Origin of the sequence: Mycobacterium avium subsp. avium, from assembly GCF_009741445.1 — a bacterium.
Classification (GTDB): Bacteria; Actinomycetota; Actinomycetes; order Mycobacteriales; family Mycobacteriaceae; genus Mycobacterium; species Mycobacterium avium.
Genome location: NZ_CP046507.1, coordinates 3,837,046 through 3,851,823, shown reverse-complemented (window position 1 = coordinate 3,851,823; position 14,778 = coordinate 3,837,046). Strand labels below are relative to the sequence as shown.

The 14,778-nt window shown below is 72.5% G+C and carries 13 protein-coding genes; 8 read left to right on the top strand and 5 right to left on the bottom strand.

What is annotated here, in order from left to right; translation table 11 throughout:
* Nucleotides 1–121: 121 nt before the first annotated feature.
* The gene (locus MAA44156_RS17905) at nucleotides 122–391 is read left to right on the top strand and encodes a DUF3107 domain-containing protein (RefSeq protein WP_003878902.1); all 270 of its coding nucleotides are present in this window, start codon (nucleotides 122–124) and stop codon (nucleotides 389–391) included.
* 7 nt (nucleotides 392–398) lie between these two features.
* Here the strand turns inward: MAA44156_RS17905 and fasR are convergent, their stop codons facing one another.
* Nucleotides 399–1,085, bottom strand: a complete 687-nt coding sequence (gene fasR / locus MAA44156_RS17900) for an HTH-type transcriptional activator FasR (protein ID WP_003874619.1) — start codon at nucleotides 1,083–1,085, stop codon at nucleotides 399–401.
* 209 nt (nucleotides 1,086–1,294) lie between these two features.
* On the opposite strand from fasR, the gene MAA44156_RS17895 reads away from it, so the two are divergent.
* From MAA44156_RS17895 to MAA44156_RS17885, 3 genes are all read left to right on the top strand, one after another.
* Nucleotides 1,295–2,329 carry a DUF3152 domain-containing protein gene (locus tag MAA44156_RS17895; protein WP_003874620.1) on the top strand — a complete coding sequence of 345 codons (1,035 nt, stop codon included), beginning with the start codon at nucleotides 1,295–1,297 and terminating at the stop codon, nucleotides 2,327–2,329.
* 90 nt (nucleotides 2,330–2,419) lie between these two features.
* Nucleotides 2,420–3,616 (top strand): adenylyltransferase/sulfurtransferase MoeZ, encoded by a 1,197-nt coding sequence (moeZ, locus tag MAA44156_RS17890; RefSeq protein ID WP_009978667.1) that lies wholly within the window; start codon nucleotides 2,420–2,422, stop codon nucleotides 3,614–3,616.
* Between the two features lie 35 nt (nucleotides 3,617–3,651).
* Nucleotides 3,652–4,506, top strand: a complete 855-nt coding sequence (locus tag MAA44156_RS17885) for a TIGR02569 family protein (RefSeq protein ID WP_003874622.1) — start codon at nucleotides 3,652–3,654, stop codon at nucleotides 4,504–4,506.
* On the opposite strand, the gene MAA44156_RS17880 is transcribed toward MAA44156_RS17885, so the two are convergent.
* From MAA44156_RS17880 to MAA44156_RS17870, 3 genes are read right to left on the bottom strand one after another with little or no spacing between them, the layout of a single operon-like run.
* Entirely contained in the window at nucleotides 4,503–4,805 is a 303-nt protein-coding gene (locus MAA44156_RS17880) for an MGMT family protein (RefSeq protein ID WP_009978664.1), read from the bottom strand. The genes MAA44156_RS17885 and MAA44156_RS17880 overlap by 4 nt on opposite strands.
* A gap of 1 nt (nucleotide 4,806) precedes the next feature.
* Nucleotides 4,807–5,592, bottom strand: a complete 786-nt coding sequence (locus tag MAA44156_RS17875; RefSeq protein ID WP_009978663.1) for an alpha/beta fold hydrolase — start codon at nucleotides 5,590–5,592, stop codon at nucleotides 4,807–4,809.
* Between the two features lie 60 nt (nucleotides 5,593–5,652).
* Nucleotides 5,653–5,853 carry an Rv3202a family protein gene (locus MAA44156_RS17870; RefSeq protein WP_003874625.1) on the bottom strand — a complete coding sequence of 67 codons (201 nt, stop codon included), beginning with the start codon at nucleotides 5,851–5,853 and terminating at the stop codon, nucleotides 5,653–5,655.
* Nucleotides 5,854–5,977: 124 nt separating this feature from the next.
* On the opposite strand from MAA44156_RS17870, the gene MAA44156_RS17865 reads away from it, so the two are divergent.
* The 4 genes from MAA44156_RS17865 (at nucleotide 5,978) to nudC (ending at nucleotide 14,486) form a co-directional block, all read left to right on the top strand.
* Nucleotides 5,978–9,106, top strand: a complete 3,129-nt coding sequence (locus MAA44156_RS17865; RefSeq protein WP_065370794.1) for an ATP-dependent helicase — start codon at nucleotides 5,978–5,980, stop codon at nucleotides 9,104–9,106.
* The gene (locus MAA44156_RS17860) at nucleotides 9,103–12,393 is read left to right on the top strand and encodes an ATP-dependent helicase (protein WP_029248580.1); all 3,291 of its coding nucleotides are present in this window, start codon (nucleotides 9,103–9,105) and stop codon (nucleotides 12,391–12,393) included. Before MAA44156_RS17865 ends, MAA44156_RS17860 begins: the two co-directional genes overlap by 4 nt.
* A 90-nt stretch (nucleotides 12,394–12,483) precedes the next feature.
* The gene (locus tag MAA44156_RS17855; protein WP_009978654.1) at nucleotides 12,484–13,554 is read left to right on the top strand and encodes a potassium channel family protein; all 1,071 of its coding nucleotides are present in this window, start codon (nucleotides 12,484–12,486) and stop codon (nucleotides 13,552–13,554) included.
* Nucleotides 13,554–14,486: an NAD(+) diphosphatase gene (gene nudC, locus MAA44156_RS17850; RefSeq protein WP_009978652.1), complete on the top strand. Its 933-nt coding sequence runs from the start codon at nucleotides 13,554–13,556 to the stop codon at nucleotides 14,484–14,486. Before MAA44156_RS17855 ends, nudC begins: the two co-directional genes overlap by 1 nt.
* 8 nt (nucleotides 14,487–14,494) lie before the next feature.
* Here the strand turns inward: nudC and mrx1 are convergent, their stop codons facing one another.
* Nucleotides 14,495–14,749: a mycoredoxin Mrx1 gene (mrx1, locus tag MAA44156_RS17845; protein WP_003874629.1), complete on the bottom strand. Its 255-nt coding sequence runs from the start codon at nucleotides 14,747–14,749 to the stop codon at nucleotides 14,495–14,497.
* Nucleotides 14,750–14,778: the final 29 nt, after the last annotated feature.

The following is a 14,778-nucleotide window of genomic DNA, read 5'->3' as shown; positions in this document are numbered from 1 at the left end:
CAGTTTCGCTGACCGCGAAGTGTGGGACTGTCTCGGGTGGGGTCCGGCCGCGTCCACTAGCCTGCTGCTGACGGGGCGCGACGGCAATGTCGACGACAGACTTCGAATACCTACGGAAGGGGTGACCGTGGAGGTCAAGATCGGTATCACGGATAGTCCACGCGAGCTGGTCCTGACCAGCACCCAGACACCCGACGAAGTCGAAGAACTGGTCAGCGCCGCGTTGAGCGACGGGTCGGACCTGCTGCGCCTCAGCGACGAGCGGGGCCGCCGCTTCCTGGTGCACACCTCCAAGATCGCCTACGTCGAGATCGGCATCGCCGACGTGCGCCGGGTCGGCTTCGGGGTGGGCGCCGAGGTGGTCGGCAAGCACGCCGGCAAGGGGCGTTGAGGGGCGCCTACGAGCGGGTGAGCGGCACGTGTGACAGCCCGCCCCAGGCGAACGCGACGGTGCCCTCCACGGCGTCGGCCTTGGAGATCGGGCGGTCGGAGTCAAGCCAATAGCGGGCGCAGTCGACGCTGATGCCGACCAGCCCGACCGCGATCATCCGCGCCCGGTGCGGGTCCAGCCCGGAGTCCTCACTGATCAACGCGTAGACCGCGTCGATGCAGGATTCGGTGGCCACCCGCACCTGGGCGGCCACCTCGGGTTCGGTGACGTAGTCGTTCTCGAAGATCAGCCGGTAGCCCTGGCTGTCGTGCTCGATGAAGTCGAAAAACGCTTGCACCGCGGCGTGCAACCGCCGCCGGTTGTCCTTGGTGGTGCTCAGGGCCTGCTGCACGCCGGAGACCAGGTTCTCCACATGCCGGGCCAGCACCGCGAGGTACAGCTCAAGCTTGCTCGTAAAGTGTTGGTACAGAACGGGTTTGCTGACCCCGGCCCGGTCGGCGATCTCGTCCATGCCGGCCGCGTGGTAGCCGCGGTCGACGAACACGTCACTGGCGACGACGAGCAGCTGGCCGCGCCGCTCGTCGCGGGGCAACCGGTTGCCTCGCCGGTTGGAAGCCGCGGCGCCGTCCGTCGGCCGACCGCGGTCAGCCGATTTGACGGCACGCCGTGCCGGCATCTTGGCGAGTTCGCTCATCGAGTCCTCATCTGATCGTCACCTGATCGCCGAGGGCCGGCCGTCGGTAAACCGGGGCCAGCCGCTCGCAGCTCGTTGCACAGACCTTACTACCCGCGGGGTTGATGCGACCGTGATCGACGTCGTCGTCGCTGGCAGAAGCGGTGTCCGGCGGCCGATTCGGGCGCGCCACCGACGGCGCGGCCGGGCGGCTGTGTAATCCTGGGAAAATGACGTCGCAGCGGCCCCCGCGCAGCACGGGTCGTGTGCCGGTGCTGCGCGACGAGTGGCGCGAACCGTTGCGCGCGCTTCGCGACCCGCTGGCCCGGGAAGCCGGGCGGACCCGCGCGGACCGGGAACGGCCGCGGCAGTGGCGCAAACAGACCTGGCTGGGGCGGTTCGTCTCCACCTACGGCTGGCGCGCATACGCCCTGCCCGCGCTGGTGGTGCTCACCGCCGTGGTCATCTACCAGACCGTGACCGGCACCAGCTCGCCGAAACCGACCGCCAGCCAGCCGATCCAGAGCCCGACCGCGATCGGCGCGGTGGGCACCACGATCATCGACGCCCCGCCGCGCGGGCTCGCCGCGTTCGACGCCAACCTGCCGGCCGGCACATTGCCCGACGGCGGCCCGTTCACCGAAGCCGGCGACAAGACCTGGCACGTGGTGCCCGGCGTCACACCGCAGATCGGTCAGGGCACCGCCAAGGTGTTCAAGTACAGCGTCGAGGTGGAGAACGGCATCGACCCGACCATGTTCGGCGGCGACGACGCGTTCGCTCAGATGGTCGACCAGACGCTGGCCAACCCGAAGGGCTGGACGCACAACCCGCAGTTCGCGTTCATCCGGGTCGACGCGACCGCCGGCGCCAAGCCGGACTTTCGCATTTCGCTGGTGTCGCCGGTGACGGTCCGCGAGGGCTGCGGCTACGAATTCCGGCTCGAAACCTCTTGTTACAACCCGGTATTCGGGGCCAACCGGGAGGCGCGGGTCTTCATCAACGAGGCGCGTTGGGTGCGCGGCGCGGTGCCGTTCGAAGGGGACGTCGGCTCCTACCGCCAATACGTGATCAACCACGAGGTCGGCCACGCCATCGGCTACCTGCACCACGAGCCGTGCGAACAGCAGGGCGCGCTGGCGCCGGTGATGATGCAGCAGACGTTCTCCACGTCCAACAACGACGCCGCCCAGTTCGACCCCGACGTCGTCAAGGCCGACGGCAAGACCTGCCGCTTCAATCCCTGGCCGTACCCGATCGCCTAGCGGCCTCGTTGCCGCGCCGTGGGCGGGCTGCTGTGATGGTGGTAGACGGCTCGAATCGCTGAGCCGACCGACCTGCAGGAGACGTTTCCCGTGTCCACGCCGCTGCCGCCGCTGGTGGCGCCCGCAGACCAGCTGACCGCCGACGAGATGGCCCGCTACAGCCGGCAGCTGATCATCCCCGGCCTCGGCGTCGACGGGCAGAAGCGGCTCAAGAACGCCCGGGTGCTGGTGATCGGGGCCGGTGGGCTGGGCGCGCCGACGCTGCTCTACCTGGCCGCGGCGGGGGTGGGCACCATCGGCATCGTCGAGTTCGACGCGGTCGAGGAGTCCAACCTGCAGCGCCAGATCATTCACGGGGTGGCCGACGTCGGGCGGTCCAAGGCCGCCTCGGCGCGCGACTCGATCGCCGCGATCAACCCGCTGGTCGACGTGCGGCTGCACGAGTTCCGGCTGGACGCGTCCAACGCCGTCGAGCTGTTCGGCCACTACGACCTGATCGTCGACGGCACCGACAACTTCGCCACCCGCTACCTGATCAACGACGCGGCGGTGCTGGCCGGCAAGCCGTACGTGTGGGGGTCCATCTACCGGTTCGAGGGCCAGGTCTCGGTGTGCTGGGAGGACGCCCCGGACGGCCGCGGACTCAACTACCGCGACCTCTACCCCGAACCCCCGCCGCCCGGCGCGGTCCCGTCCTGCGCCGAGGGCGGGGTGCTGGGCGTCGTCTGCGCCTCCATCGCCTCGGTGATGAGCACCGAAGTGATCAAACTCATCACCGGGATCGGCGAATCCCTGCTGGGCCGGTTGATGATCTACGACGCGCTCGAGATGAGCTATCGCACCATCGCGATCCGCCGCGACCCCTGCGACGCGTCGCGGCCCGCCATCACCACGCTGGTCGACTACGAGCAGCTGTGCGGCGCCGCGCCGGCCGCCTCCACCGACGCCGCCACCGGCGGGGCCGAGGCGGCCATCACCCCGCGGCAGCTGCGCGAGCTGCTGGACTCCGGCGCCAAGCTGGCGCTGATCGACGTGCGCGAACCGGTGGAGTTCGACATCGTTCACCTCGACGGGGCGCAGCTGATCCCGCAGTCGTCGATCAACTCCGGGGAGGGCCTGGCAAAGCTGCCGGCCGACCGCATGCCGGTGCTGTACTGCAAGACCGGGGTGCGGTCGGCCCAGGCGTTGGCGGTGGTGCGCCAGGCCGGATTCAGCGACGCGGTGCATCTGCAGGGCGGGATCGTGGCCTGGGCGCAACAGATGCAGCCCGACATGATCCTGTACTGACCAACCTGCTTGTTGGACTCGTTTAGAGTACCGGTGTGACAGTCGAGCCACCGCCGGATCATGTGTTGTCGGCGTTCGGTTTGGCCGGCGTTAAACCCGTCTATCTGGGTGCCAGCTGGGAGGGCGGCTGGCGGTGCGGCGAAGTCGTCCTGTCACTGGTGGCCGACAACGCGCGCGCGGCCTGGTCCGCCCGGGTCCGCGAGACGCTGTTCGTCGACGGGGTGCGGCTGGCCCGCCCGGTCCGTTCCACCGACGGCCGCTACGTGGTGTCCGGGTGGCGCGCCGACACCTTCGTCGCGGGGACGCCGGAGCCCCGGCACGACGAAGTCGTCTCGGCGGCGGTGCGCCTGCATGAGGCGACGGGCAAACTCGAGCGGCCCCGCTTCCTGACCCAGGGGCCCACGGCGCCCTGGGGCGACGTGGACATCTTCATCGCCGCCGACCGCGCCGCCTGGGAGGAACGGCCGCTGGCCTCGGTGCCGCCGGGGGCGCGGGTGGCCCCCGCGACGGCGGACGCCCAGCGATCGGTGGAGCTGCTCAACCAGCTCGCCACGCTGCGCAAGCCCACCAAGAGCCCCAACCAGCTGGTGCACGGCGACCTTTACGGCACAGTGCTTTTCGTGGGTTCGGCGGCGCCGGGGATCACCGACATCACCCCCTACTGGCGGCCCGCGTCGTGGGCGGCCGGAGTGGTGGTCATCGACGCGTTGTCCTGGGGGGAGGCCGACGACGGACTCATCGAACGTTGGAACGCCCTGCCGGAGTGGCCGCAGATGTTGTTGCGCGCGTTGATGTTTCGGCTGGCCGTGCACGCGCTGCACCCCAGGTCTACCGCCGAGGCGTTTCCGGGGCTGGCCCGCACCGCAGCGCTGGTCCGGCTGGTGCTCTAAGCGCCGAACCGGTGCCGGACCTCGGGCAGCGGGATCCTGCCGTCGGTGGCCAGCACGCCTTCGGCGCGCAGCAGTTCCAGCTGCCGGGTCCGCAGATGCCGCGCCGGGCGCCCGGAGGCGGTGATCACCCGGTGCCACGGCAGGTCGGAGGAGTCGGTCCGCATGATCCAGCCGACGATGCGGGCACTGGAAAGCCCTGCGACAGCGGCGATGTCGCCGTAGGTGGCGACCCTGCCGGGCGGGATGGCCGCGACCAGCGCCCGCACCCGCTCCACCTGCTCGTCGGTCACCGGCGCCACGTCAGCGCGCCTTGAGCAGCTCGCGAGCCAGCGCGGCGACGTCGTCGGGCTTGGCGTAGGGCACCATGTGGTTGCAGTCGAAATCCAGCAGCCGGAACCGCGATCCCAGCCGGTCCTGCAGCGCCGCGATGAGTTCGTCGCCGACGTACGGCGGCGCGGTTCGCTTGGCGCGCACCAGGATCGTCGCCGTCTGCGCCGGCGGCAGCACCGGGTCGCGGGCCAACTCGCTCCAGTACGACATCATCGCCGGCAGACACACCCGCCAGCCGTACCGCCCGTTGGGCAGCTCGATCAGGTGCTCGTCGATCTCGGCGTCCAGCAGCGCGGGCTCGACATCCGACCACGAGCCGTGCAGCTTCTCCAGCCGCGCCTCCTCGGCGTCGGGATAGTCCGGCGAGGACAGCATCGCCTCGGCGATCTCGCGCATCCAAGCGCCGTCCAGCCCGATCGCCGGGTCCAGCAGCAGCAGCCCCGCCACCCGGTCCGGGCGCACGGCCGCCAGGTGCATCGCCAGCCCGGCCCCGAAGGAGTGGCCGACCACCAGCACCGGCGCGCCGGCCTGCGCGTCGAGCAGGTCGGTCAGCGCCGAGATGTTGGCGTCGATGGTCCACGGCGCCGACCAGCTGGACCGGCCATGGCCCACCAAATCCGGTGCGGCCAAAGCGAATTCGGGCAGCAAGCCGGCCAGGTGCTGCCAGCGCTGCCCGTGCCCGGTCAACCCGTGCAGCGCCAGGATCCGCGCCGGACCGGGCGGGCCGTAGCGGTGCACATGCAATGTCGCGGTCACCCGTCGATGGTGCCAGCCGCCGCGGTCGCGGTGCGCGGGCGGCCCGCCGCGGTGCCGCGCTCAGCGGTCGTCATCCCACTCGTCCTCGGTGGAGACGATGTAGGCCTGGTCGATCACGTCGGCCTCGTTGGCCTCGCGATCGCCCGCACTCACGTACTCGGTGTCCAGGCCGGTCTCGTCGTCGGTATCGACGGGCCGCTGTTGCTCGGCGACGTCGCCTTCGGGCGGCTCGTCGATGGGAAAGCCGCGTTCGTCCTTCATGGTCCTGGACCCCTCCTTCGGTTGTTGAAGCACCATTGTTCGCGCTGCGCCGCCTTCCAGGGTAGGGAGGTGGTGTCGGTGCAGGTCACGCTCGCTTGTCACACCCCGGTGATTGCATGCAGCCATGTCATTCACCTGGGATGCGCAGGCGGGCGCCGTGCTGGCGCCCGGTGTCCGCGGGACCGTCCGGGTGCTCGGCGGGCCGGGCACCGGCAAGAGCAGCCTGCTCGTCGACGCCGCGGTCGCCCAGATCGAGGCCGGCGTCAACCCGGAATCGGTGCTGCTGCTCACCGGTTCCGGCCGGCTCCCGATGGCCGAGCGCAGCGCCTTGACGACGGCGCTGCTGCGGTCGGCGGGCGCCGGCCCGGCCGTCCGCGAACCGTTGGTGCGCACCGTGCACGGTTACGCGTACGCGGTGTTGCGCCGCGCCGCCGAGCGCGCCGGCGAGGCGCCGCCGCGGCTGGTCACCAGCGCCGAACAGGACGCGATCATCCGGGAACTGCTGGCCGGGGATCTAGCCGACGGCCCGCGCGCGGCGACGGCCTGGCCGGCCGCGCTGCGTCCGGCGCTGAGCACCGCGGGTTTCGCCACCGAACTGCGAAACCTGTTGGCGCGCTGCGCCGAACGCGGTGTCGACCCTCAGGCATTGGAGCGGCTCGGCCGGCGCTGCCGACGGCCGGAATGGGTGGCCGCCGGTCAGTTCGCGCGCCAGTACGAACAGGTGATGTTGCTGCGCGCGGCGGTGGGGACGGCCGCCCCGGAGGCGACGACGCCCGCGCTGGGTGCCGCCGAACTGGTGGGTGCGGCGCTGGAGGCCTTCGCCGTCGACGCCGAGCTGCTGGCTGCCGAGCGTGGCCGGATCCGGGTGCTGTTGGTCGACGACGCCCAGCAGCTGGATCCGCAGGCCGCGCGGCTGGTGCGGGTGCTGGCCGCGGGCGCCGATCTGGCGCTGATCGCCGGGGACCCCAACCAGGCGGTGTTCGGCTTCCGCGGTGGCGATCCCGGCTCGCTGCTCGACGGCGCGGCGCCGGCGGTGACGCTGACCAGGTCGCACCGCTGCGCCCCGGCCGTCGCGCGTGCGGTCAGCGGCGTCGCGGGCCGGCTGCCCGGCAGCAGCGCCGGCCGCCGCATCGAGGGCGCCGGACCGGGGGAGGGCTCGGTCGCGGTGCGGCTGGCCGCGTCCGCGCACGCCGAGGCGGCCGCCATCGCCGACGCGCTGCGGCGCGCCCACCTGGTCGACGGCGTGCCCTGGTCGCAGATGGCGGTGATCGTGCGTTCGGTGCCGCGGGCCGGCGCGCGGTTGCCGCGGGCGCTGGCCGCCGCCGGGGTGCCGGTGACCGCGCCGGCGGCGAGCGGGCCGTTGGCCGAGCAGCCGGCGGTGCGCGCGCTGCTGACCGTGCTGCTGGCCACCGCCGACGGCCTGGACGGGCAGCGGGCACTGGCGTTGCTGACCGGCCCGATCGGCCGCGTCGACCCGGTGTCGCTGCGGCAGCTGCGGCGAAACCTGCAGCGCGCCAACGCCGGACGCCCGCCCGGTGATTTCGCCGAGCTGTTGGTCGAGGCGCTCACCGGTACCGCGCCGCCGCCCGGTGCACCGTTCCGGGCGCTGCGCCGGGTTCGCGCGGTGCTGGACGCGGCCGGGTGCTGCCACCGCGACGGTCAGGACCCGCGCTACATCCTGTGGGCCGCCTGGCACCAGTCGGGGCTGCAGCGCCGCTGGCTGTCGGTCAGCGAGCGCGGCGGCCCCGCCGCCGCCCAGGCCGGCCGGGACCTCGACTCGGTGACCGCGCTGTTCGACATCACCGACGACTACGTGTCGCGCACCTCGGGCGCGTCGCTGCGCGGGCTGGTCGAGCACGTCGCCGCGCTGCAGCTGCCCGGCGCCGGCCCCGAGTCGGTGGCCACCGCCGAGCAGGTCAGCGTGCTCAGCGCGCACGCCGCGCTGGGCCGCGAATGGGATTTCGTGGTGATCGCCGGGCTGCAGGACGGGTTGTGGCCCAACACCGTTCCGCGCGGCGGGGTGCTGGGAACCCAGCGGCTGCTGGACGTGCTGGACGGGGTCAGCGCCGACGCGTCCGTGCGGGCGCCGCTGCTGGCCGAGGAGCGCAGGTTGCTGGTGGCGGCCATGGGCCGGGCCCGGCGGCGGCTGCTGGTGACGGCGGTGGACAGCGACACCGACGGGTCGGATCGCGAGGCGGCGCTGCCGTCGCCGTTCTGCTACGAAATCGCGCAGTGGGCCGGCGAAGACGCCGAACCCGCTGCCCTGCAGCCTGTTTCGGCGCCCCGGGTGTTGTCGGCGGCCGCGCTGGTGGGGCGGCTGCGCGGGGTGGTGTGCGCGCCGGACGGCGCCGTGGACGAGCTCGAACGTCGTTGCGCGGCAACGCAATTGGCCCGACTGGCCCAAGCCGGGGTGCCCGGCGCCGACCCGGCCAGCTGGCACGGCCTGATCCCGGTCAGCACCGCCGAACCGCTGCGCGGCGGTGGCGACGTCGTCACCTTGACACCGTCGACCATGCAGACGCTCACCGACTGCCCGCTGCGCTGGCTGGCCGAACGGCATGGCGGCACCGACCCGCGCGACCTGCGCTCGGCCATCGGTTCGGTGGTGCACGCGCTGATCGCCCAACCGCACCGCAGCCCGGCCGAACTGGTGGCCGAGCTGGACCGCGCCTGGCGGCACTTACCCTTTGCCGCGCAATGGCATTCGGACAACGAGCTGGCCCGCCACCGCGCGATGCTGGAGGCGTTCGCGCAGTGGCGGGCGAACACCCGCGGCGCGCTGACCGAGGTCGGCGTCGAGGTCGAGATCGACGGCACGCTGTCCACCGGTGACGGCCGCGAGGTCCGGCTGCGCGGCCGGGTGGACCGGGTGGAGCGCGACGCCGCCGGTCGGCTGGTGATCGTCGACGTCAAAACCGGCAAGACCCCGGTCAGCAAGGACGACGCCCAGCAACACGCGCAGCTGGCGTTGTATCAGCTGGCGGTGGCGCACGGCTTGCTCGGCGCCGCCGGCGGCGACGCCGAACCCGGTGGGGCGCGGCTGGTTTACGTCGGCAAGACCGCGGCATCGGGGGTGGTCGAGCGCGAGCAGGATCCGCTGACGGCGGCCGCCGCCGACCAGTGGCGCGAGGCGCTGCGGCGGGCGGCGGACGCGACGGCCGGTCCGCAGTTCATCGCGCGGCGCAACGACGGCTGCACCCACTGCCCCCTGCGGCCCTGCTGCCCCGCCCACGCCGACGGGTCCGGCCGATGAGCGACCGCTACAGCCCCCGCGAATTGGCTTGCGCCCTGGCGCTTTTCCCGCCAACCGAGGAGCAGGCCGCCGTCATCGCCGCGCCGCCGGGGCCGCTGGTCGTCATCGCGGGAGCCGGTGCCGGCAAGACCGAGACCATGGCCGCCCGGGTGGTGTGGCTGATCGCCAACGGCTACGCCCACCCCGGCCAGGTGCTGGGGCTGACGTTCACCCGCAAGGCCGCCGGCCAGCTGTTGCGCCGGGTCCGCTCCCGGCTGGCCCGGTTGGCCGGCGTCGGGTTGGGGGCGGCGAGCCCGAACCACGGTGCCGTCGACCCCGAAGCCGCCCCGGTGGTCAGCACCTATCACGCCTTCGCCGGCTCGCTGCTGCGCGACTACGGCCTGCTGCTGCCGGTCGAGCCGGACACCCGGCTGCTCAGCGAAACCGAGTTGTGGCAGCTGGCTTTCGACGTGGTGAACCGATACCGCGGGCCGCTGCGGACCGACAAGACGCCGGCCGCGGTCACCTCGATGGTGCTGCGGCTGTGGGGACAGCTGGCCGAACACCTGGTGGACACCTCCCAGCTGCGCGAGACCCACCTGGAACTGGAGCGGCTCGTGCATGCCCTGCCCGCCGGCCCGTACCAGCGTGACCGCGGCCCCAGCCAATGGCTGCTGCGGCTGTCGGGCACCCAGTCGGAGCGGGCCGAGCTGGTCCCGCTGCTGGAGGCGCTCGACGAGCGGATGCGCGCGGTCAAGGTGATGGACTTCGGCATGCAGATGGCGTCCGCGGCGCGGCTGGCCGCGGCCTTCCCGCAGGTCGGCGCCGACCTGCGCGGCCGCTACCGGGTGGTGCTGCTGGACGAATACCAGGACACCGGCCACGCCCAGCGCATCGCGCTGTCGGCGCTGTTCGGCGGCGGTGTCGACGACGGGCTGGCCTTGACCGCCGTCGGCGACCCCATCCAGTCGATCTACGGCTGGCGCGGCGCCTCGGCGACCAACCTGCCCCGGTTCACCACCGACTTCCCCCGGTCCGACGGCACCCCCGCGCCGGTGCTCGAGCTGCGGACCAGCTGGCGCAATCCGCCCCGCACGCTGCGGGTGGCCAACGCGATCTCGGCCGAGGCGCGCCGGCGTTCGGTGGCCGTGCATGCCCTGCGCCCGCGGCCGGACGCCCCGCCGGGCACCGTGCGCTGCGCACTGCTGCCCGACGTGGTCGCCGAACGCCAATGGATCGCCGACCACATCGACGCCCACTACCGCCGGGCCCGGGCGGACGGCGTCAGCCCGCCCACGGCCGCGGTGCTGGTGCGCCGCAACGCCGACGCCGCGCCCATCGCCGACGCGCTGCGGGCCCGCGGGATCCCGGTAGAGGTCGTCGGGCTGGCCGGGTTGCTGTCCGTGCCCGAGGTCGCCGAGCTGGTGGCCATGCTGCGGCTGGTCGCCGATCCGACCGCCGGGGCGGCCGCGATGCGGGTGCTAACCGGCCCGCGCTGGCGCCTCGGCGCCCGCGACCTGGCCGCGCTGTGGCAACGCGCCCGCGCCCTCGGTGGCGCCGGGGCGGCCGGCGGGCCGGCCACGGCCGAGGCGATCGCCAGCGCCGCCGATCCCCGCAACGTCGAAGCCGACGCCGTGTGTCTGGCCGACGCGATCGCCGATCCCGGCCCGGCCGAAGGGTATTCGGCTGCGGGGTATGCGCGCATCGCCGCGCTGGCCGCCGAGCTGAGCGCTCTGCGCGCCCACCTCGACCAGCCGCTCGGCGACCTGGTGGCCGAGGTGCGTCGGGTGGTGGGCCTGGATTGCGAAGTCCGCGCCGCGGCCGCGGCGGGCTGGGCCGGCACCGAGCATCTGGACGCGTTCGCCGACGTCGTCGCCGGCTACGCCGAACGCGCCGACACCGGCGGCACCGACGCGTCGGCCTCCGCCTCCGTGGCCGGTCTGCTGGCCTTCCTGGATGTCGCCGAGTCGGTCGAAAATGGCTTGCCGGCAGCACCATTGGCGGTCGCACGTGACCGCGTCCAGGTGCTGACCGTGCACTCGGCGAAGGGGCTGGAGTGGCAGCTGGTGGCGGTGGCGCGCCTGTCGGGCGGCGTCTTTCCCTCCACCACCGCCAAGACCACCTGGCTCACCGACGCCGCGGAGCTGCCGCCGCTGCTGCGCGGCGACCGCGCCCGCCCGGGCGCGTTGGGCATCCCGGTGCTCGACACCTCCGACGTCACCAACCGCAAGCAGTTGTCGGACAAGATCTCCGAGCACCGCCGCCAGCTCGAGCAGCGGCGCGTCGACGAGGAACGCCGCCTGTTGTACGTCGCGGTCACCCGGGCCGAAGACACCCTGCTGGTATCCGGGCACCACTGGGCGGCCACCGGCATCAAACCGCGCGGCCCGTCGGACTTCCTCTGCGAGATCAAGGACGTCATCGACGCCTCGGCCGCGGCCGGCGACCCCTGCGGAACGGTGGAGCAGTGGGCGTCGGCGCCCGCCGACGGCGAACGAAACCCGCTGCGCGACAACGTCGTCGAGGCTGTATGGCCGGCCGATCCGCTGGCGTCCCGGCGCGGTGAGGTCGAGCGCGGTGCGGCGCTGGTGCGGCAGGCGATGGCGGCCGAACCGGGTGATCCGGGCGCCGACGTCGAGGGCTGGGCCGCCGACGTCGACGCGCTGCTGGCCGAGCGGGCCCGAGTGACTGGGCCGCCGCCGCAGGTCCTGCCGGGCCAGCTGTCGGTCAGCTCGCTGGTCGGCCTGGCCCGCGACCCGGCCGGGGCCGCGCAGCGGCTGAGGCACCGGCTGCCGTCCCGGCCGGAGCCGCATGCGTTGCTGGGCAACGCGTTTCACGCGTGGGTTCAGAAGTTCTACGGCGCCGAGTGCCTGTTCGAGCTCGGCGACCTGCCGGGCGCGGCGGACTCCGACGTCGGCGACACCGCGGAATTGGCCGAGCTGCAGGCCGCATTCCTCGAATCACCTTGGGCTGCAAGGACTCCCGTCGCCGTCGAGGTGCCGTTCGAAATGCCGATCGGTGACACGCTGGTCCGCGGCCGCATCGACGCGGTGTTCGCCGAATCGGACGGCGGCGCCACCGTGGTGGACTGGAAAACCGGTGCGCCACCGGACAGCCCGGAAGCGATGCGCCAGGCCGCCGTCCAGCTCGCCGTGTACCGCCTGGCCTGGGCGGCGCTGGCGAAGGTGCCCGAGTCGTCGGTGCGCACCGCCTTCCACTACGTGCGGGCGCGCACCACGGTGGTTCCCGAGGCGCTGCCGACGTCCGACGAGTTGGCCGGTCTGCTCGCACCGACCGCGCCGGTGTGACCCGCGCCGCCCGAGTATTGGGCGACCGGTTCCCGTGGTTACATAAGACCCGTGTCCCGAGCGCAGCAGTCAAGGCGATGACGGACCGCCGTGCGCAACGGTAGGTCGCGAAAGCTGAGCGGTCTGAATCAGACGCTGGCCGCCCAGCGCGGCCACCAGTTGGTCGGCGTGGTGCGCATTCCCGAGGAGCACGCCAGCCCCATCCGCGTCATCACCCGGCGCCTGGCCATCGCGCTGGTGGTGCTGTTCGCCGCCGCCGTCATCGTCTACGCCGACCGGTCCGGCTACCGGGATCTTAGGGGCGGGTCGCTGACCTTTCTGGACTGCGTGTATTTCTCGGCGGTGTCCCTGTCGACCACCGGCTACGGCGACATCACGCCCTACACCGAGACCGCCCGCCTGGTGCACACCCTGATCTTCACCGCGCTGCGGATCGCCTTTTTGGCCGTGTTGGTCGGCACCACGCTGGAAGTGCTCTCCGAGCGGTCCCGCCAAGGGTGGAAGATTCAGCGTTGGAGGAGCAGAGTGCGCAACCACACCATCGTGATCGGCTACGGCACCAAGGGCAAAACCGCCGTCGCCGCCATCCTGGGCGACGAGACCACCCAGGCCGAGGTCGTCGTCGTCGACACCGATCGCAGCACCCTCGAGCACGCCGAGAGCGCGGACCTGGTCACCGTGCACGGCGACGCCACCAAGGCCGACGTGCTGCGGCTGGCCGGGGCCCAGCACGCGGCGTCCATCATCGTGGCCACCAGCCGCGACGACACCGCCGTGCTGGTGACGCTGACCGCGCGCGAGATCGCGCCGCACGCCAAGATCGTCGCCTCGATCCGGGAGGCCGAGAATCAGCACCTGCTGCAGCAGTCGGGCGCGGACTCGGTGGTGGTGTCGTCGGCGACGGCGGGCCGGCTGCTCGGCCTGGCCACCACCACCCCGAGCGTGGTGGAGATGATCGAGGACCTGCTGACGCCCGACGTCGGGTTGGCGATCGCCGAGCGGGAGGTCGAGCAGTCCGAGATCGGCGGCTCGCCCCGGCACCTGCGCGACATCGTGCTCGGCGTGGTGCGCGACGGCCGGCTGCTGCGCATCGACGCCCCCGAGGTGGACGCGGTCGAGGCCAACGACCGGTTGCTCTACATCCGCAGCGCGGGGCATTGATGGCGATCGCGGACTTTCAGCTGCGCAGCGTTCCGCTGCTGTCGCGGGTGGGCGCCGATCGGGCCGACCAGTTGCGCACCGATGTCGAGGCCGCCGCGGCGGGCTGGGCCGACGCGGCGCTGCTGCGGGTGGACTCGCGCAACCAGGTGCTCGTCGCCGACGGCCGGGTGGTGCTGGGCGCCGCCGCCGAACTGGGTGACAAGCCCCCGCCGGAGGCGGTGTTTTTGGGGCGCCTCGAGGACGGCCGGCACGTGTGGGCCATCCGCGGCGCGCTGCAGGCACCGGATGATCCCGAGGTGCGCGCCGAGGTGGTGAACCTGCGCAGCCTCGGCCCGATCTTCGACGACACCAGCAGCCAGCTGATGTCCTCGGCCGTCGCGCTGCTGAACTGGCACGAGCGGTCGCGGTTCAGCTCGGTGGACGGCTCGCCGACCAGGCCGGCCCGGGCGGGCTGGTCGCGGGTCAACCCGGTCACCGGGCACGAGGAGTTCCCGCGCATCGACCCGGCGGTGATCTGCCTGGTGCACGACGGCGGCGACCGCGCGGTGCTGGCCCGTCAGGCGGTGTGGCCGGAGCGGATGTTCTCGCTGCTGGCCGGATTCGTCGAGGCCGGGGAGTCGTTCGAGGTGTGTGTCGCCCGCGAGGTCCGCGAGGAGATCGGGCTGACCGTGCGCGACGTGCGCTACCTGGGCAGCCAGCCGTGGCCGTTCCCGCGCTCGCTGATGGTCGGCTTCCACGCCGTCGCCGACCCGGCGCAGGACTTCGCGTTCAACGACGGCGAGATCGCCGAGGCGGCGTGGTTCACCCGCGACGAGGTGCGCGCCGCACTGGCGGCCGGGGACTGGTCGTCCGACTCGGAGTCGAAACTCCTTCTGCCCGGGTCGATTTCGATCGCGCGGGTGATCATCGAATCCTGGGCCGCGCTCGACTGACCCGGTGGTCAGTTGCCGGCTTCGGCCAGCTTGGCCTTAACCTGCGCGGCGCTGGGGTTGGTCAGTGTGGAACCGTCGGCGAACTTCACCGTCGGAACCGTCTTGTTGCCGCCGTTGACCGAGCTGACGAAGTCGGCGGCGGCGGGGTCGTGTTCGATGTCGACCGCCTCGTAGGGGATGCCGTTGGACTTGAGCACGGTCATCAGCCGGTGGCAGTAGCCGCACCACGACGTGGTGTAAACGGTGAGCGGGGCAGAGGTCATAGCCGGATAACGTAGCCCGGCGACGAAGC